The 20695-nt window shown below is 35.1% G+C and carries 18 protein-coding genes; 6 read left to right on the top strand and 12 right to left on the bottom strand.

Going from position 1 to position 20695, the window contains the following annotated elements; genetic code table 11:
• Positions 1-106: 106 nt before the first annotated feature.
• Positions 107-2287, top strand: coding sequence for a primosomal protein N' (locus H3T84_RS07405; RefSeq protein WP_198218769.1), 2181 nt, complete (start codon positions 107-109; stop codon positions 2285-2287).
• Positions 2288-2403: 116 nt separating this feature from the next.
• Here H3T84_RS07405 and H3T84_RS07410 read toward each other — a convergent pair whose 3' ends face one another.
• From H3T84_RS07410 to sstT, 3 genes are all read right to left on the bottom strand, one after another.
• Positions 2404-3300, bottom strand: a complete 897-nt coding sequence (locus H3T84_RS07410; protein ID WP_198218724.1) for a glycosyl transferase — start codon at positions 3298-3300, stop codon at positions 2404-2406.
• A gap of 191 nt (positions 3301-3491) precedes the next feature.
• Positions 3492-4487, bottom strand: coding sequence for an LLM class flavin-dependent oxidoreductase (locus tag H3T84_RS07415; protein WP_232346145.1), 996 nt, complete (start codon positions 4485-4487; stop codon positions 3492-3494).
• A 131-nt stretch (positions 4488-4618) separates the two neighbouring features.
• Positions 4619-5854: a serine/threonine transporter SstT gene (gene sstT, locus H3T84_RS07420; protein WP_174832379.1), complete on the bottom strand. Its 1236-nt coding sequence runs from the start codon at positions 5852-5854 to the stop codon at positions 4619-4621.
• 343 nt (positions 5855-6197) lie between these two features.
• On the opposite strand from sstT, the gene H3T84_RS07425 reads away from it, so the two are divergent.
• Positions 6198-6944 carry a hypothetical protein gene (locus H3T84_RS07425; protein WP_198218725.1) on the top strand — a complete coding sequence of 249 codons (747 nt, stop codon included), beginning with the start codon at positions 6198-6200 and terminating at the stop codon, positions 6942-6944.
• A 10-nt stretch (positions 6945-6954) separates the two neighbouring features.
• The gene (locus tag H3T84_RS07430) at positions 6955-7527 is read left to right on the top strand and encodes a hypothetical protein (RefSeq protein ID WP_198218726.1); all 573 of its coding nucleotides are present in this window, start codon (positions 6955-6957) and stop codon (positions 7525-7527) included.
• A gap of 23 nt (positions 7528-7550) precedes the next feature.
• On the opposite strand, the gene H3T84_RS07435 is transcribed toward H3T84_RS07430, so the two are convergent.
• From H3T84_RS07435 to gmd, 7 genes are all read right to left on the bottom strand, one after another.
• Positions 7551-8543 carry a glycosyltransferase family 2 protein gene (locus tag H3T84_RS07435; RefSeq protein WP_198218727.1) on the bottom strand — a complete coding sequence of 331 codons (993 nt, stop codon included), beginning with the start codon at positions 8541-8543 and terminating at the stop codon, positions 7551-7553.
• A gap of 12 nt (positions 8544-8555) precedes the next feature.
• On the bottom strand, positions 8556-9380 hold the full coding sequence (locus H3T84_RS07440; RefSeq protein WP_198218728.1) for a glycosyltransferase family 25 protein: 825 nt from the start codon (positions 9378-9380) through the stop codon (positions 8556-8558).
• A 74-nt stretch (positions 9381-9454) separates the two neighbouring features.
• Positions 9455-10234, bottom strand: a complete 780-nt coding sequence (locus H3T84_RS07445) for a putative nucleotide-diphospho-sugar transferase (protein WP_198218729.1) — start codon at positions 10232-10234, stop codon at positions 9455-9457.
• Positions 10235-10314: 80 nt separating this feature from the next.
• On the bottom strand, positions 10315-12069 hold the full coding sequence (msbA, locus tag H3T84_RS07450) for a lipid A export permease/ATP-binding protein MsbA (RefSeq protein WP_198218730.1): 1755 nt from the start codon (positions 12067-12069) through the stop codon (positions 10315-10317).
• Between the two features lie 28 nt (positions 12070-12097).
• Positions 12098-13522, bottom strand: a complete 1425-nt coding sequence (locus H3T84_RS07455; RefSeq protein ID WP_198218731.1) for a glycosyltransferase family 1 protein — start codon at positions 13520-13522, stop codon at positions 12098-12100.
• Positions 13523-13547: 25 nt separating this feature from the next.
• On the bottom strand, positions 13548-14453 hold the full coding sequence (locus H3T84_RS07460) for an NAD-dependent epimerase/dehydratase family protein (protein WP_198218732.1): 906 nt from the start codon (positions 14451-14453) through the stop codon (positions 13548-13550).
• Positions 14453-15487 carry a GDP-mannose 4,6-dehydratase gene (gene gmd / locus H3T84_RS07465; protein WP_198218733.1) on the bottom strand — a complete coding sequence of 345 codons (1035 nt, stop codon included), beginning with the start codon at positions 15485-15487 and terminating at the stop codon, positions 14453-14455. Before gmd ends, H3T84_RS07460 begins: the two co-directional genes overlap by 1 nt.
• A gap of 623 nt (positions 15488-16110) precedes the next feature.
• Here gmd and H3T84_RS12475 point away from each other — a divergent pair.
• The 3 genes from H3T84_RS12475 (at position 16111) to H3T84_RS12485 (ending at position 17159) form a co-directional block, all read left to right on the top strand.
• On the top strand, positions 16111-16206 hold the full coding sequence (locus H3T84_RS12475; protein WP_370524082.1) for a hypothetical protein: 96 nt from the start codon (positions 16111-16113) through the stop codon (positions 16204-16206).
• Between the two features lie 193 nt (positions 16207-16399).
• Positions 16400-16750: an IS3 family transposase gene (locus tag H3T84_RS12480; protein WP_370524083.1), complete on the top strand. Its 351-nt coding sequence runs from the start codon at positions 16400-16402 to the stop codon at positions 16748-16750.
• Positions 16751-16934: 184 nt separating this feature from the next.
• Positions 16935-17159, top strand: coding sequence for a transposase (locus H3T84_RS12485; protein ID WP_370524085.1), 225 nt, complete (start codon positions 16935-16937; stop codon positions 17157-17159).
• A 970-nt stretch (positions 17160-18129) separates the two neighbouring features.
• On the opposite strand, the gene H3T84_RS07485 is transcribed toward H3T84_RS12485, so the two are convergent.
• Positions 18130-18981, bottom strand: a complete 852-nt coding sequence (locus tag H3T84_RS07485; protein WP_198218735.1) for a glycosyltransferase family 32 protein — start codon at positions 18979-18981, stop codon at positions 18130-18132.
• A 252-nt stretch (positions 18982-19233) separates the two neighbouring features.
• Positions 19234-20628 carry a mannose-1-phosphate guanylyltransferase/mannose-6-phosphate isomerase gene (locus H3T84_RS07490; protein ID WP_198218736.1) on the bottom strand — a complete coding sequence of 465 codons (1395 nt, stop codon included), beginning with the start codon at positions 20626-20628 and terminating at the stop codon, positions 19234-19236.
• Positions 20629-20695 lie beyond the last annotated feature (67 nt).

Below are 20695 nucleotides of genomic sequence, written 5' to 3' on the forward strand. Positions count from 1 at the left end.
CGTAATAATATATTAATACAAATTATCGCATAAACAGCGCAATGATAAAAGCTGGCCAAATTGAGTTACAATCAGCATTTCATTGCCTTTTTTATTTCTGCTTACATTGATTTACCATCAACTGGCACTGAATGTGCCCCTGTATTCTCTGCTTACTTATGCCCATACCACAGCCCTGCCCGCCGGTACACGGGTAGCAGTACGCTTTCGCAAACGTCTGGTGGCCGCCATAGTATGGGAAAGTAATGTAGAACCGGAAATTGATATCAGCAAAATACGACCAATAGAATCAGTGCTTTCTGATGACTGGCAATTGCCTGAAGACTGGCGCACATTACTCAGTTTTACTGCCCGCTATTATCACTATCCTCTCGGACAGGCAGTAATGGCGGCGTTGCCGAAGGGACTGCGTCAGCCTGAAGTCGTACAATTACCCCTACCGGAAGTGATTTACACGTTAAATGCTCTGGGGCATGAACAGCCTCCTCCACCGGCACGTTTTCACAAACAAAATGCATTATGGCAATATCTGCAAACAACATCTGCTACATTACGACAACTTAAGACCATACATTCACAGGCTGCACATTATCTTAATCAGTGGCAACTACAAGGCTGGATACAGACTACTTCAGTTCCGGCCTGCGGCAGCATTCCAGAAAGCCAGCATCAGCTTAATCAGCAACAATTGCTTGCCAGTACAACAGTACAGAATAAATTCGGCCAGTTTGCTCCGTTTCTGTTATATGGCATTACAGGCAGTGGCAAAACAGAAGTTTATTTCGACATCATGGCCAAAATATTGCAGCAGGGCAAACAGGTTTTATTTCTGCTGCCCGAAATCAATCTGACCCCGCAATTGTTGCAGCGTGTGCGTCAACGATTTCCACATACTATTACTGCTCTGCTGCACAGTCAGACTGCTGCCGGACAACGGACAGCTAATTATCTTCAGGCAGCACTCGGACAGGCGGCACTGATCATTGGCACCCGACTGGCTGTTTTTACCCCCATGCATAATCTGGGATTAATTGTAGTCGATGAAGAACATGATTACTCATTTAAGCAGGAAAGCGAACTGCGTTATCAGGCACGGGATCTGGCTGTGTGGCGTGCGCAGCAAGCAGGATGTCCTATTGTACTGGGCAGTGCCACTCCATCTCTGGAAAGCTGGTATAAAGCCCAGCAAAAAGATTATCAACTACTGCAATTAAGCGAACGCGCCCATATCAGTGCTCAATTACCGCAAATTCATCTGGTAGATATTCGCCGGTTACCACTGGATAATGGTTTGAGCGATATTATCAAACAAAAATTACAGACCAATTTTGCCAATGGTGGCTTAAGTATGGTCTATCTGAACCGTCGCGGCTTTGCTCCGGCTTTATTCTGCGCCGCCTGCGGGCATACTTTCGGCTGCCCTAACTGCTCGGCCAAGATGGTTTTACATCAGCATGCCGGTCAGCTGCGCTGTCATCACTGTGATTTTCACCAGCGTATTCCACATTGTTGCCCGGAATGCGGTAATCAGGATTTAACGGCTGTCGGGCAAGGAACACAACGCATAGAAGAAAACCTGCAATATCTGTTACCTAAGGCACGTATTCTGAGGGTAGACCGCGACAGTACCGCACACCGGCAGGATTGGTCAGATATTTACAGTAAAATCATTAACCGGCAGGTAGATATTCTGATCGGCACCCAGATGCTGGCCAAAGGCCATGATTTTCCGCAATTGAATCTGGTTGTTGTTTTAAATGCAGATAACAGTCTTTACAGTGCAGACTTTCGCGCACCAGAACGCTTGTTTGCCGAATTGATGCAAGTAAGCGGCCGTGCCGGCAGAGCAGAATGCAGCGGCGAAGTCTGGGTACAAACCAGACAACCCGAACACAAAGTTTATCAGGCGCTGGCTGCACAAAATTATGTTACCTTTGCAACAGCAGAACTGGCGGAAAGACAGGAACTGGGCATGCCACCTTTCAGCTATATGGCAGCTATTCGTGCTGACGCCAGAACCATGCGTGAAGCACAGGAACTCCTGCGACAGGCATTACAGGGTATCGGACAGCAACAGTCTTTACCGTCCAGTGTCAGTATTTTCGGACCAGTACCAATGTTAATGGCACGGCTGGCCGGTTATGAACGGGCACAGGTCTTTCTGGAAAGTCATAATCGACGCGAATTACATCACAGCATTACAATATGGCAAAGCTGGCTACTGCATCTGGAAAAAACCAGCCCGCACACACGCTGGCTGATTGATGTAGATCCGCTGGAAATGTAATTATTATCACATTTGAATTATAAGCATATATTCATTCATTTTTGCCCCTATCAGTAACAAAAAACTGGTCATCAGCCAGATTGGCAAATGACCAGTAATCAGATTTAACTGATAACTTATTCGCGCCCACGCAAACTATGCCAAACACGTGAAAATAAAGATTTTTGTTCTTTGTGGCGCGTAACTTCATTACCTCTATAACCAGCTTGTGATTCTTTAGGAAAAACACCGAAAGGTTTAACAGCATAATTTTCCAATTTGTAACCGGCATCTAGAGCTTCCTGATAATATTGATCAAACAATTCAATCAGATCTTTACGTGGATGAGGTAAAATCTCACTATCAAACCAATGCTTTTGACCAGCTGCAGTCAAACGTGGAATTGAATATTTATGACTGAACTGGGTACCCATATCTGAATAATGCAAAATTTTCATCTGCTCGATCGGCATACCTTCACCATCGACACAATTCCATGCAGCTGTATAAGCCTGCACCCATTCAGGATGCTTTTTAAATTTGGCCATCATTTTTTTATGTGAATCAGGATCAGCACGTAAGGAGTTCAGTTCCGGTAATTTGGATTTTGCCTTAGCACAATCCCAAACACAGGTACACAGGCGGGTAAAGCATTTGCCCTTGGCATGATCATGCACTTCCTTGGCAGCAACAATTGCTTCACCTTCAATAGGATGCTCCCAAAGTTCGGCTAAATCAGCCAGAACAATCATATCCCCATCCATATAAATAGCTCGACCTTCATAATTACAGGCAGCAGGAATACCCCAGCGAAAGCCCGAAAATGGTGTCGCCCATTTTTCAGTATGCCAGCCAGCACCAGATTGCGGATCAGAGTACCATGCACTGTCCAGATCATGGCTTAACTGCATCCAGACAATTTCCACAGGCCGCGATGTATGTTTATGGATGCTGTAATCCACCACCATCATCTGTTCCAGATCACAGTTATTCGGGTCACAACCCACAAAGACCTTAATTACATCGTTGCTCATGCATATACTCCCGATTTGCTTACGTTATAAAGATAATTGTAATCTTACCGCAAAAATACCAGTAAAAATGATAATATTAATCAAGTAATATTTGATATGAAACAAATAATTCCAATCAAATTTATAAATATCAGACCGGTAGATAGCTGTTATCAAGTATTAATTCGTTTTAATAATGGCAAGTTAACAGATTAGCCGACAATATCTGCCACACTCTTAAAAATATCATAAGACTCAAGTAACTTATCCATATCATAAATATAACTCACAGCCATTACCTCATCCGGCTGTAAGCGCAGACGATATTCTTCCAGCTGCTGACGAATGGTATCAGGAGCACCCAGTAATGTGCAGGCAGTAAAGTTACGCACATAAGTTTCCTCCTCAGCAGTCCATAAACCGTGCATATGAGGTACTGGTGGCTGTAACGGCGCCCGGCTATTGCGAACCAGTCCCAATACTGATTGAAACTGCGTAGTCTGCAGGTAACGAGCCTCTTCATCCGTTGCCGCGGCAATAACATTTAAACACAGCATAAAAAAGGGCTTACTCAGCTGAGCAGAAGGCTGAAAACGTTCCCGGTAAATCGCTGCGGCCTCTTCCAGAAAACGCGGTGCAAAATGTGCAGCAAAAACGTATGGCAGTCCCATTTTGGCCGCCAGATAAGCACTATCCGTACTGGAGCCCAGTATATAGAGCGGAATATGTGTACCAATACCCGGATAGGCCTTTACTATTCCCTGACAATTCTCATCGCCAAGATAACGTTGCAACTGCACCACATCATCAGCAAACTGTAATGAAACATCATTTAACTGCCGACGCAAAGCTGCAGCTGTTACCCTGTCAGTACCGGGTGCACGCCCCAGTCCCAAATCAAGCCGGTGCGGATAAATGGTAGCTAAAGTGCCATACTGTTCTGCAACCATTAACGGACTGTGATTAGGCAGCATTACTCCTCCGCTACCTACCCTTATCTTATGAGTATGTGCCAGTGTATGACTAATCAATACCTGAGTGGCAGAGCTGACAACCATCGGCATATTATGATGTTCTGCAATCCAGTAACGCATAAAACCTGACTGTTCAGCAGCCTGTGCCAGACGCAACATATCCTGTATAGCCGCTGCAGCAGTACCTTTATCCCGACGTGGTACCAGATTCAATATAGAAACAGGAATAGCCATAAATTCCTCACATTGAAGAAAAACAGATATAAATTAAATTCGTCCTATGCACAGAAAACGAATACTCTGCCCACGTATAAAAAACCGCTGCATAAATTATACAGCGGCCTATACACAATCATGATACAGGCTTATTCGGGCAGTAACTCAATTTTACTCGGATCTCTTCCCTGCTGCTTGAGTGACACCACAGAGGTAAACAGCATATCGCTGGAAGAATTCAAAACTGTTTCAGCTGAGTCCTGAATTTCACTGATAACGAACCCGATTGCTACCACCTGAGCGGATATAGCCGGATCAATACCAAACATACTGCATGCTACCGGAATCAGTAGCAGCGAACCGCCGGGCACACCGGAAGCACCAAGAGCACATACCGTTGCCAGAATACTCAACAATAATGTCTGAATAAAGCTCACATCCAGACCTAAAGTATGCACAGTAGCCATCGTCATCGTCGTAATCGTGATAGCCGCTCCATTCATACTCATTGTCACACCCAGAGGAATAGACAGCGAATAAATTTCTTCCGGCAATTGCATACGCTGAGCTAGACGGATATTTACCGGAATATTTGCTGCTGAACTACGGGTAAAAAACGCTGTAATTCCACTATAACGCAAACAGGTAAACACCAGCGGATATGGATTTTTACGAAAATTCAAAAATACAATCAGCGGATTAATCACTAGTGCCACAAACACCATCAGACCCAGTAATACACCAATCAGCTCAAGATAATTCTTCAGCTTAGCCAAACCATCACTCGTAAAGTGGGAAGCAACCAGACCAAGTACACCATAAGGAGCAATTGCCACAACAAGGCGAACCACCCAGATAGTGGCATCCGACCAGTTTTTAATCACCGATTTCGTTGCCTCACTACTCTGGCGTAATGCAATACCCAATGCTGTTGACCATGCCAGAATACTCAGAAAATTACCGGTTGCCAGTGCATCAATCGGATTATCTACAAACTTGAGCACAATATTCATAAGAATTTCTGCCACACCTTCCGGCGGTTTTTCAGATATCGGCGGTACATCCATTACCAGCTGTAGCGGATATAAAAAACTTACCGTAGAAGCCAGTACTGCAGAAATCAGAACAGTAACAGCATATAACCAGGCTACAGACTTAATACTGGAAACATTATCAAATTTATTATTAACAATAGAAGATATGACTAATACAAAAACCAATATCGGAGCAGCTGCACGTAAAGCCTGAATAAATACCTTACCCAGAAATTCCAGTTTCACCCCATACTGCGGTAAAAACGCCGCAATAAACGCGCCGATAATCATACATATCAGCATGCGTACAATCAGATTACTCTTAAATAATACCCATAAAAGCTTCTTCATTCACAATCCTTGGTTATCGCCGGATTCAAACACACTTAAAAACAGATACAAAATATCATCGGAACTGACAATAAATCCGTGAACAGCAAATTATCTCTCATCGGAAAATCTGTTTTAATCCGTCTTTTCAACACCATTAAACCTTAACAGAAAACCATTTCAGTTTACCTAGCAGATAATAAGTTTAGCATTAAAACGAACACAAACAGCGAATAATCACTAAAACCGCGAAAAACAGTTAAAATCAATCAGCAATTTATTATTCTTAATCAATGGAATCAAACTACACAAAAACCTAAAATGCTATACTCCCACACCAGTAACCGCCCAGACAAAATATGCCATGGACACAGCTTCACAAAACTACATACTTTGCATGAAATGGGGGCAAAAATATGATGCTGAATACATCAACCGCCTCTATAACATGGTGCAACGCCACTTAACGCTACCATTTACCATGATTTGCCTGACAGATGATGCTAAAGGCATCAATCCAGCTGTTCAGTGTTATCCGCTAATACCACTGGATCTGCCTCAGGGTCTGCCTGAACGTGGCTGGAACAAACTGACAACATTCAGCGCAAATTTATATGGTTTACACGGTACAGCTTTATTTCTTGACATAGACATAGTCATAATCGATAACATAGACTGCTTCTTCACACATCCTTCAAACCGTCAGGACGAAGTATGGATTATTCGTGACTGGAAAAAACCGTGGCGAAAAGTCGGCAATAGCTCAGTATACCGATTTCAGATTGGTGCATTACCAGAGTTAATGAACTATTTTCGCGAGCATTTCCAGACTATCCGTCAGCAATTTCGTCATGAACAGGCATTTTTATCATGGTATGTGCGCGAAAATCATAAATTAAGTTACTGGCCTGAAAATTGGTGTCTGAGCTATAAATATGACGTATTAAAAAAAATGCCTTATGCGCTATGGCAGCCACCGGAAAAGCCGGATTACGGCAAAATTATCATCTTTCACGGCGAAGTTAATCCTCCGGATGCCATAATGGGAGGCGGAGGAAAATGGTACCGTAAAGTTTTACCGGCTCCATGGTTAAAAAATTATTGGCAATAAAATTATTATTATGAAAATCGTACAACCACACAGTAAATTCTTCATCATTGGCAATGCTGACGAACAAAATTCTATTGTCGGATTAATTCATGAAGACGATATCGTAGTCCGCTTTAACAATCCCAATCCAAACTGTTCACTTATGGCCGACTGGGTATTTATTGCCAATGGCTACACACAAATCAGACATCTGAGTATTGATCATCAGTTTTTTAAACCTGACACACAAATATTTTTTCGATATACCAGAAAAGATATTTTTCTGGGGCGGTATGAGAATATTCCTTTACACAAACGAATAAAATATATTTGGCGTTTTCCCAAATGGAAAAGACAACTCGGTTTATATCAATACAAAACAAAAGTTATCCCTTCTTCTGAATATTTACATTGTGTTACATTACTTAATCACAAATTACCAAGCACAGGCCTGTTGGCAATAAGCTATATATTAAATCAATATCCTAACAATCAATTATATTTGCATAATTTTACCAATAAGGGGTGGTTTGGACATAATTGGAAAAATGAAAAAAAATTGATTCAACTCTGGGAAAATAATAATTATTTAATTTTAGTTTAAATAAAGAGGAATAATATAAAAAACTAACCCACCAATTTATTCTTAACTTTAAAAAATATTGCATAAAAAAATAATTTCAATGCTTTAGAATACATTCTTTGATTACATAACAACCTCACAACTTCTACCTCGGAAATATTTTTTTCTGCATAAAATAATTGAGCTAATCTAGTTAACTCACCTTTATGGGAAGATGAAATAGTTATTTCAGATATTTTTTTGTTTATACGATAATAATAAATACAAGCTTTATATAATAAATAAGCTCTGCACTTACTATCATTTATTATTTTCTCCGCATATTGAGCTTGTTCAATATATGCTTTAATACCATATGCCTGCTGCAAACTAACTTTTTGTGCAATTGAATCTTTTCTAATTCGATAGTGCACGACAACTTGAGAAAAATAATAAAAACTTTGACATTTACTCAAAAGTACTGGTGTGTAGGCTATATCCTCAAACGCAGGAATATCAAAGGAAATACTATTTTCAATTAATTTTCGATTAAATATCTTATTCCAGAAATAATGCCTACCATCAATAATAGCTGTACGATATATATTAGCACCTGATGTATGTACTAATGTATCTTTTGGAGAAAAAGACAATTTTTCACGATGTTTTCTTTGATTACTTTCATCAAAGAAAACATCATAATCAAATATTATTACATCAGGCTGATTTTTAACCAAAATCCGAAATATTTCAGATAAAGCTGAGGCATTTATTTTATCATCTGAATCAACAAACCATACATAATTTGCACTACTCGCCTGTAACAACTTCTCACGCGCTCTGGTTAAACCAATATTTTTACTGCCACGTAATATACGTACTGAATTAAAAGGATAAGATAGTAAGAATTTTTCAATAATAGCTATTGAATTATCTGGTGAAGCATCATCATAAAAAATCACCTCTGTATCTATAGGTAAATTTGGTAATAAATCCTGTAACAAATCCGGCAAATAAGCAGCAACATTAAAAACAGGAATTAGAATACTTAACTGCATTATTAGCCTTCATTATTTATTTGTTAAATATGATGTATATTCAAAATCTTTTTTTTGGATTGGCACCATAACCCTTTTCGCATATCTATAAACGGATATCTGTCGTAATCCTATACGTAATTGTGCAATTATGCGACGAAACTTGAATCTCAAGTAATCAAAACGATTATTAGCCTCTGGTCTTAAGGAGTGTAATGGTGTTATTGTAGATGTAAAAGGATTATCAATATCTAAATTATAATTCTTACACTGATCTAATTGAATAGCAGCAGCTGGATAAACCTGCCATGCATGTAGTTCATATGAACTGCATAAAAAAGCATCCGCAAGCGTTATAGTAGATATTGTTGTTTTATGTAAAAGTTTCTTAGCTCCGCTTGGAAATAAAAAATAAGCTGCTGCCCCACTACGATCCTGATATAAACGTCGTAATGTATAGCCTTTAGTCAGACCAATAAATTTTTTACCCAACCATTTACGTCTATATCTGGTTTCCAGTGTGACATAATCTATCTCTTCACCCTTATCAATCAGTTCATATAAAATTTCATGTACAGACTGAGATAAGAGAGCATCATCTTCCAATATTAACCAAGGCTTATTTGAATCAGCCACATATTGCCATGCTGCTTTATGACTTAAAAAACATGCAACTTCTGCAGGGCTTAATTTACGCTCCCACCCATTAGCTAAGAATTCATAATCTTGAGATGAAATATCTTTACAATCTACCGCTGACAATCTTTCCATTGGTAAATTTAAATTTACCAATTGTCGACGCTGAAAATCCAAACGTTCGGTAGATTGCTTTAAATTTATTACCAATGCAGAAATCATAACAATAAATTGGTTATAGACCTATCCTGATCTAAATATTAAAATTGCCGTTCAGCATATTAAATATAAATTAATTACAAAAATAAGATATTTTCAATTTCTGAAATACGATCAATACGACGCTGAACACTTTTTTTTCTAAGATGAAACCAACTATAACTTTTTTTTCTACGCTGTTCATCCTGAATACTCCGACTAGCTTGTAAATGCTCAATGTAAACGACTCCATTACTTTGTTTTAAATTACATTCACGATCAAATACCCAACAATATTCGATTGGTAATTCTGAAACATTATAATAAGGTTTTGATAAATTTTTATTGTTAGTTAAAATATCTTCCAACACTTTTTGATCCCAAACATTGGTTCTTTGTTTACATTTTTCATTCCACTCAACCATCAATTCCATAGCTCTAGATGTATCTTGTAAAAATAATGTACCCGACATCAAATGTCCATCCTGGATATCATGACAAACCGCAATATCACAGCTTATATCAGCCAGAGATTCTAACGGAGAGCGGTGAAATACTGCATCAACATCGACGTATAATATAGGGCCGCGTATTTCTGTACGCATTTTTTGAAGAAATGCTGCTTTAAAAGACGTATTTTTTATCCACCCCCCCTGATCATCAATAACTGTAATTTTAACCGGAATATCAAGTCGTGCAGCTGAAGCATATAATCTTTTTGCCTCGTGTGTATACAACTCATCTCTAGTATGATAAGCAACTACCGTAACATTTGATTCTAGTGAAGCTTTTATTTTATTATCAATTACTAATGGAAATGAAACTTTTGCCTTTTTAGCATAAGAACTCCATGCACGTTTCCGTTTTAATATAAACATCTAAAGACCTACTTTTAAATCAAAAAATGATAATTTAAAGTGTAATGAATTTTTCTATTCATTACAAATATCGTTATATATTATTTGTTAAATTGCATATTATGAAGAAAAGCGTAATGACCATTTTTTTCAAGTAACTCTTTATGCTTACCTTGCTCGACAATTTTACCTTCATGCATAACTACAATATTATCGGCATTCTCTATAGTAGAAAGTCGATGTGCTATTACTATAGTAGTCCGATTTTTCATTAATGTATCTAAAGCAGACTGAACTAATCGTTCTGATTCAGTATCTAATGCACTGGTAGCCTCATCTAAAATTAAAATAGGTGCATCTTTTAGTAATGCCCTTGCAATAGCGATACGCTGACGTTGACCACCAGATAGCTTCATCCCCTGATCACCAACCTGAGTATTTAATCCCGAAGGCATTTTATTGATAAATGACCATGCGTTTGCAGCTTTAGCAGCCTGAATAATTTCTGTTTCAGTTGCTTTTGGAGATCCATAAGCAATATTATTAGCTATAGTATCATTAAATAAAACCACATCTTGACTGACTAAAGCCATTTTAGATCGTAGACTTTTTAAGTCAAAATCTTGAACATCTATTCCACCAATACTTAATTTACCACTGGTAACATCATAAAATCGTGGTATTAAATTAACAGTTGAAGTTTTACCACATCCAGATTCTCCAACTAATGCTACTACTGTACCTTGTTTAATTGTTAAATTAAAATGATTAACAGCTTCTTTGTCACTTTTATGATAACGCAGCACAATATCATCAAAAACAATATCTCCAGTAGGTGACAATAGTTGTTTTGTACCTTGATCTTTTTCTGCAGGTTCATCCAGAAAACGAAATACACTATCGGCAGCCATCAGCCCCCCCTGAAGCACAGAAGCCATATTAGTAATTCGCTTAAGCGGATCAAACATCATCAACATTGCAGACAGAAATGACATAAAATCGCCAGCAGTAAAATTAGAATGTGTAGCTCTTCTGGCTGCAATATACAGAATGATGGATAAAGAGGTTGCGATCATTAATTGAGTAATTGCACTACCTATTGATGTATAAGACTGCCTTCGAACAGCTAAACTTCTTAAGGTTTTATTGGTTGTATCTAACCGCTTTTGCTCATATTCCTGTCCGCCATATACGCGGACTACTCGAGTACCATCAATAGATTCAGACAATATTTGCATAACCTGCCCTAAATCATTCTGGCTTTTCGATGCCAATCGTCGAATACGTTTATTAATTACTCGCACACACCAGCCAATTAATGGAATTGTAACAAATGTAATCAATGTTAATTGCCAATCAAGATAAAATAACCAGATTAACAAACCTAAAACAGTTACCCCGTCTTTGGCAAAAACAGTTATGACATCGAAACCAGCCGCAGTAATCCCTTTTGCATCATTAGTAATACGTGACATCATTCGCCCACGGCTATTTTCTTGATAATAGCTAATAGGCAACATCATCATTTTTGCAAATAAATCTCTTTGAATTGATTGCACCATTCGATTTGAAATATAAGCGCTGGTATATTCATTGATATAATTTGCAATTCCTCTAAAAATAAATAAACCTACAATTTCCAGAGGAATCCATTTCATAAGCTCTAGATTTTTGTCGACAAACCCATTATCAATGATAGGCTTGAGTAAAGAAGCAAATAAAGGCCCTGTTAAACCGACAACAATCATAGCAAGCACGGAAATAAAAAAATATTTCAATAATCCGCGCATATAAGGAAACAATCGTTTATACAACTTTCCCGAAGTATACTGAGCACTTGTTTTGTTTCTGTTCATTCGATACTATCACTAACTAAATTTCATTTTAAGATTTTAATAAAGTTGCTAAATCATTAGCAACATCTTCCCAATTCCTAAGTTGTGTATGTTTTATTTTATTTTCCAGACTTTTCCGATAATCCGGTTGATAAACTAATTTCTCAATTGAGCTAGCAATGCTTTCAATCGAAAAAGGATCACAATACTCAACTAAATTCATTCCAACTTCTGGTAAAGAAGTTCCATCAGCTACTACAGCAGTTTTTCCATAACCAAGAGCTTCTCCGACTGGGAGACCCCACCCTTCCGATACACTTACCATAGCGACAAATAAACAGTTTTTGTACAATATATCTAATTCTTCATCTTTAGCATTTTCTAATACTGAAACGTACCCATATAAATTGGCAGTTGAATTTAATAAATTCCAAAGATTATCATTATTCCAACCCTTTCTTCCTAACAATACTAAACGCGGTAAATCATAATACCCTTTTTCTAATAAATATTTCCATGCAAGAACTAATCGCCAAGTATTTTTTCTAATTTCAATTGTACCAACACACAAGATGTATTCATAACTAAGAACATTTTTGTAAATGGCATCTAGTCCACTTATTTTCCTTAATGGTTCCGGAACTGCAAAATCCTTATCGCCTATACTACCTTCTGTGTTAGTTTTATTATACGTTGAAATACCGACTTGAACTAAAGGGAGTGTGATAATTTCTTTTTTAATGCTATTTTTATTTAAAAATTCACGTAATTCCTTTTTAGTGCTTTCAGAATCTACTAAATAAATATTTGTATATTCAGTGGATTGAATTAGCCATTTATAAAAATTAGTTGTAATCTCAAAAGATAATACGAATTGTGGAGAATTAATCGGAATTAAATCATATACCATTGTAATTATTTTAACATTTTTAAGTTTTATCTTATGGTACATTTTTACGTTTTCAGCACGCCAAGTAGCGTCTATCAATACCAGTTGATCATTTGCCGTTATAATTTCTTCCAATTGAAAAAAATTATTTTTTAATTTATTTGAATTTCGAAATTGCCACCATTGTTCTATAGTCACACCTCTTTGATTGAAGAGTCGATGATTTTTAAAATAAGCAGCTATGTCTAAACGTGTCCTATGAAAATAGTACTTAATTTTATTCTGTCTATATTTGAAAATAAGACCACCAGCACCTAATATTCCTAACTCACTAAAAAAATTATATGTTAGATCAGGCGATTCCCAATGTTGAAAATTAGACTTAGTTAAATCAAAAGCTATATACTGCTGTTGATCAGGTCTATCCGCCACCTTAACACAACAAATCCAAACTTGCTGATTTTTTATTTTTTGAAATTCTTTTAATATCATAACAACAGCACGCTGTATACCAGAGTAACATCTATGTACATTTAGGTAATTTAACAGCTCACTAAGATCAAATATAATTTTAGAATCACTCATGAATATTCTCCTAATTTATTTAAATTCAATTATTTAGCATCCAATATAAAGTATCATTCAAATTAAAAGTTAATTCATTGTTAATAGTATTTAATAACAATTGATTATTGCCACATAATTTTTCTATTTCATTTTTTCGAATCAAAGAAGGGTTTACATTAATAGTGAGTCGATAATTGCTATAATTTTCACATATTGAAATAATATTCTTTAATGAATATTCTTTGCCTGTACAAACATTACATATAAAATTAGATAGTCTTTTTTCAATCAATTGTCGATATATTCGTACAACGAATCTTACATCATTAAATTCACGATATACATTAATATTTCCTAATTCAATTTCTTTTTTACGTAATTTAAAATGTTCTATTATCTTAGGAATTAAAAAATTATTTTGTTGACCAACTCCAGTATAATTAAAAGGTCTGGTGATAATAATAGGTAACTGATCCATCCATATTTTTGCAATATACTCCATGGCTAGTTTACTGACTGCATAGTCATTTGCAGGATAAAGATCATCTTTCTCCGATAAAACTGATTTATTACTATTACCATAAACATTAGCACTACTTGCAATTAAAATTGATTTGGGTTGTATATTTAACTCCGCAGTTATTGATAATAAATTACGAGTCCCTATAGTATTAACCTCGTAAATTTGTCGTACATTATTATGTCCAACATATGCAATTGCAGCCAAATGAATAATAATATCTGGCTGCACAGTTTCTAAACAAATGCGAATGGAATTTTCATTTAACAAATCAAGTATAAAGTAATTACTTGCATCTTTATTTGAACTAATGCCTGAACGATAAACTTCATAGCCAAATTCTTCCATTTCTGCTCGCATATACTTACCAGTAAAGCCTTCACTTCCTGTAATAAGTACTTTTAAAGCATCATCTTTACTTTTAGGCATTAAAATGAATATCCCTTTTTATTACGGTCTAAATCTGCATAAACCATCATTGAACATAGCTCCTCAAGAGTAGTAGTAGGTTTCCATCCTAAAACTTCTTTAGCTTTTTGTGGATTACCTATTAACAAATCTACTTCAGCTGGTCGATAATATTTAGGATTAACTTTTACTAATGTTTTTCCACTCATAGCATCAATACCGCGTTCATTTTCTCCTTCTCCAGTAAAATGCAGTTCATATCCGGCAATTTTAAAAGCCATTTCTACAAAATATCTAACAGTTTCTGTACGATTAGTAGCCAATACAAATGTATCAGGAGATTCTGCTTGCAGTATTCTCCACATTCCTTCTACATAGTCTTTAGCAAACCCCCAATCACGTTTAGCATCCATGTTCCCCAACTCTAAAAATGTTTGTTTGCCTAATTTTATTTTTGCAACTCCATCTGTGATTTTTCTAGTAACAAACTCCCGTCCACGTAATGGGGACTCATGGTTAAATAGGATTCCACTTGTCGCAAAAATATCATAACTTTGACGATAATTGACCGTAATCCAGTGAGCATATAATTTTGCAACTCCATAAGGACTTCGTGGGTAAAAAAGTGTTGTTTCTGTCTGAGGAACTTCCTGAACTTTACCAAACATTTCCGAAGTGCTAGCCTGATAAAGTCGAATTTCAGGATTTACTATCCTGATTGCTTCCAATAAGTTTAAAACGCCTAACCCTGTAATCTGCGCAGTAGTAATAGGTTGCTCGAATGAAACTCCAACAAAACTTTGTGCTGCTAAATTATAAATTTCATCTGGTTGTATATTCTCAATTAAACGAATATTTGCACTTAGATCTGTTAGATCAGACTCAATTAATGTTAGATTTTGATGATTTATAACTCCTAATTCTTCTAATCGCCAAAAGTTTACAGAACTTGTCCTTCTGTAAGTTCCAAACACAGAGTAACCTTTATTTAATAATAATTCAGCAAGATAAGTCCCATCTTGTCCAGTAATACCAGTAATAACTGCTTTTTTCATGCAACAATCACTCCAAAATAAAAATGCATCAAATAAACTTTTAAAAATAATTTAAAAATAAATAATAAAAAACAAACTAAATATTTACCCATTATTGCACTATTTATATGAATCAAATATATAAAATTTCAAATTTTTCTACATTTTACAAAGACGATTTCTTTAATTAATAATTATTATTAATATATTCATATTAGATTATAAATTTTACTAAATTTTTCAGTACAGCTTCAACCCATAAATTGCATAATAATTTTTTGTTATAAACTTTTCTTTATTAACTAGTTATTCTGGATTTGCTAAAAGAAATTCAATTTTTTCAGCCCATGCATTGGCATCATTAGGATAGGATCCACGTGATTAATAAAATTTTTGCCAATTTCGGAATAGATAATGTATTTGTAGCCAAGCAGTATTTTCCAAAAGCTAAACTTTCCACTACAGGTAGTTCATATCCTTCAACAATAGAAGAAAATAAAGTAAAAATAGAATTTTTATAAAAATGGATTAATTCACTATGTAACTATCCCCTAAAATAGTACAAACTCTAAGTAGAAAATTTTCTTCATTAACCCACAGAAGATTTAAATATTAAAAAGATAACTGAACATTAGATCGTAGCTATTTTAAAAGAAGCCGAAGCCGGTATCCCCGTAAAAGAACTCTACCGTAAATATGGCATGGTGAATTCAACTTTCTATAATTGGCGTGATAAATAGGGTGTTATGTAAATCTCTGTTATTGAAAGCTTAAAGAAACTGGAAACTAAAAACCGTAAATTTAAGCAAGTATTTGCTGAGCTGAATTTAAAATATCAGCTCCAGGAGGAAATTATAAAAAAGCTATAGTGCCTACCAAAGCATGTAAAACTTGTGCTGTGCAATTACAAAAAGTCATCCTATTACTATTGCTATGAGCTGCGCAATTGTTGGCTTAAGCCGCTGTGCTTACTATTATCAACCTAAATTATCGGATGACTCGGTGATTGTGTCAGTACTCAGTGCTATCACTGACAGACATTTACGTTGGGGCTTTCCCAAGTGTTTTAATCACATCAGAAAGTTCGGCTATAAATGGAATCATAACCGTGTTTATCGAGTGTATTGTCAATTAAAACTTAATCTCAGGGTAAAGCGTAAACAACGCATTCCTCTACGAAACCCAGAAAGGCTATCAGCACCCATTAAACGAGGTGAATATTGGTCAATGGATTTATTAATAGCTACAGTCGCAATCAACGCAGGTTTAGAACTTTCAATGTGATAGATGACTTAAATTGTGAGGTGTTAGGCATTGATATTGCAGGCAGCTTGCCGACTGGCAGGATTACTCGTTTCTGGATAAATTAGCCGAATATCATGGTCATCCAATAAAAATACGAGTAGATAATGGAGCGGAATTCACTCGAAATACTTTTATAACTGGACAAAGTCCACATGGTATAATCATAGATTATATTCAACCAATCAGACCATATCCAAACGGGTATATTGAACGATTATTTAATCACACCTATAGTACAAAGGTGCTAGATTTATATCTTTTTCATAATCTGGAACAAGCCAGAAAGGTAACCAAAGAATGGCTAACCAGTTATATCAACGAAAGGCCTCATGGGGCATTAAATAATATGACGCCGATTGAATATAAAATCCTAAAACAAGCAGTATGATTTTCTTCGTCAGTTTTGTACTAACTATGAGGTACTTACAACCATCGGGCACATTTTCTATAATTAATATTATATTTTAATATTAATTTAATTATTTAATTGATTTATAGAATTATTTAAAAACCAACCTTTTCTGCCGATAAAGATTAATTTTGATAAATTAGGGAGATTTCTTTTCATCAATTCCAAATAAGCTTTATTTAGTATCTGATAATTTTTCCTAATTTCAATAGTGGAAACATATAATATAAATGGCTGATCAATTAAATTTTTCCATTGTGAAATAACGCTCTTTAATTGAATATTATTTAATAATTGACACCCTAAAGGTACTATTTTAACAGTTGGGATGTGTAATTTTTGAATTCGTAAGAAGTTGTTCAGTTTTTATTCAACATCATTAGAGTTATAAAAAAAGAGTTTGCAACCTTTTCTGAACATTCTAAGTAATTAGAAAATAAAGATTGGTTTTCTTTCTTTATCAAAGATAGGGATGTTAAGAAATAATATCATAACAAAAATACTTACGACTTACATTCAATAATAATTGTTGCTTTCTTATTTTTAATTCATTAAAAACTTTTAATTTAATACCTAACCCAGCTGATATAAATAATTACCATCTTTAAAAGGATATTTTGTCCTGTTTAGATAAATCTGAAACGTATGAATTCGCTTAGATATACTATTACGTAATTTTTTAAAGATTGAAAAAGCATTTTTAGAGGGTCTATTAAATAATTGAATACTTTTTACATTTTCTATTAGATCAGACTGATAATAGTTTTTTTACATTGAATATTGGATCTTCTGCTAATTCGATAAACCCTTTTTCCGCACAATAAGTACAAAAATTTATCTTTTTCCTTTCGCCAGTCTTTGAAAAGCATATTTAAATATTTCAAATTCAGCACGAGATGTCAATCAAATCACATATGTAATATTGGATAAATGTAACCAAAGAATTTTATTACCTAAATCGATATTTTAAAATTTTATACAGATTAAAACTAAATTTATTTCTATTAACAACAAGTTGCCTGCTATGCGAATAATGATTTTTGTTTAATGTATGTACCACACAAGGGAGAACAGATGAAGAATGATTTGTTATTTCATACATTGAATAAAAAATTCCCAGTTTTTCTGTTACATTTACAAATCGATGAGGATAATCTTTTTTTATAGGTTCTATTGCACAAGTGTAGGCATATGGACCTGTTATTCGTAAAACCGCACGCTTCCCAACACCGTGTAGCCATGGATTGTAAACTTGTAAATTTCCTAAAACATTGTTTATTACCTGCCTTAAAAAAGGATGTCCAGATGCGGAAAGTATAGCCCACTGAATATCTTCCTGATAATTTAAATAGACAAGTTCTTTTGGCTGATGTGCTTGTTTATACCAATGAGAAAGTATGAAAACATCTTCTGGATACAATACACTATCTAATGGTTTAGTAAGCGTTGATTTAATATCTAAATAAACACCACCTGTTTTATATAAAAGTAGATACCTAAACAAATCTGCTCGAGCAGGGCCTAATTGCGGCGAAATAGATAAATATACATTTAATATTTTTTCACCATATTCCTTTAGAATAAAATCTTCAACTGCTTTATCGTCAAAAAATCGATAACTCCATGTCGGGTTCAATTCACGGATATGATTTATATTCTCTCGCCACTCTGACTTTAAATCACTCCAACTTTTATAAGTTTGATAAATAATTTTAGGTATTGAATTACCTGAAGATACAAAAGGTAGATTAAACGAGTGTCGACCAGTATTCAGTTTAAATTGATATTTTTTTATTGACATAATACGAAATTTAATTTAATCCAAAAAATAAATTACAAACTAATATTAATTTTATTTTAGTATATTTTCAATATTATACTTAAAATTGTATATCTATTTTTTATTCTGTAATAAAGTTTACTTTTTTTTATAAAAAATAATAATTTAATCTTTTTACTATAATTATTTTTTAAAATTTATCAATTTTCATATATATTTTTTATTATTTATTAAAATACTAATAATATATATAGCAAAAATAGTTTTTTGAAATTAATTTCTTTTAAAATCATCATCTAATCGTTCAATATCATCTTCTCCCGTGTATTCACCCACTTGTGCTTCGATTAATACAACAGGAATTTTTCCTTCGTTAGCTAACCTGTGAACATCCCCCATAGGTATATAAGTGCTTTCATTAGGACGAAGAAAACATGTATTTTCACCTATTGTCACAGTAGCCGTGCCTGACACTACTATCCAGTGTTCACTTCGATGCCAATGGCGTTGTAAAGATAGCCGTTTCCCTGGCTTTACTTCAATACGCTTAATTTTGTATCCTTCTACGTCATCTAAAATTGTATAACTACCCCATGGTCTATACATGGTTTTATGTTCAAGTAAAAGTTTCTGATTGTTTTTTTCTAATTCACTAATAATCTGTTTAACTTTTTGTGATGATCCTTTATTTGCAACTAACAAGGCATCTGGCGTATCTACAATTATGCAGTTATCTACATCTATTGCTGCTATGGTTCTACCATAACCCAATACCATATTATTATGACTATTTAAACCAATAAATTTTTGTTCTTTAGTGTTTCCTTGTTCATCTTTGGGGAGTATTTGATCTAACGCATCAAAACAGCCTAAATCTGTCCATCCAATTTGTGCAGGGATCATTTGGATTAGTTTTGAGTGCTCTAATACAGCATAATCGATACTATTTTCCGGTATATTTTGCATATCATTAAGCTGCACACGATTTTCATTACCAGATTCATCCCTATCTATATTGCTGTAAGCCTTTATACAAGCGTCCAAAATCTCGGGGGCATACTGTCTTAATTCCTTAAGAAATACTCCTGCTTTAAAACAAAATATACCGGCATTCCAGAAAAATTTTCCTGAAGATATATATTGCAAAGCTGTTTGAGCATTTGGTTTTTCATGAAATTTAATTACATCCAAAACTTCATTTTTAATTGATTCGCACTCAATATAACCGTAACCCGTCTCTGGGGAAGTAGGAGTAATGCCTATAGTGACCAGAAAATTTTCTTCTGCAGTTTTCTTGGCAACCTCTAATATAGCCTGATAATTTTGTTGCTGAGTAATGAGGTGATCTGATGGAGTAACTAAAACAATGTCATTTTCATTTAAATCTAAACAAGCCAAGGTGATTGCCGGCGCAGTGTTCCGTCCTACAGGCTCAATTAAAAATTTATAATTTTTTACATTTAAATAACTTAATTGCTCTTTAGCTAAAAAATACTGATCTGTATTTGTAATAAAATAAAAGGAATCACATGATCTTTGATTGTAATGTACCGTTTTCTGAAATAATGACTGACCGTCAACTAGAGGAATATATTGTTTAGGCTGTGAATTTCTGCTGATTGGCCACAGGCGAGTGCCCTGACCACCACATAGTACAATATTAATCATTTTGTTAAAAGCCTGTTATTTTACCAAAAATCCGACATAGATTATCATAAATAACCATATACAAAGA

This window comes from Snodgrassella sp. M0110 (assembly GCF_016101465.1).
Classification (GTDB): Bacteria; Pseudomonadota; Gammaproteobacteria; order Burkholderiales; family Neisseriaceae; genus Snodgrassella; species Snodgrassella alvi.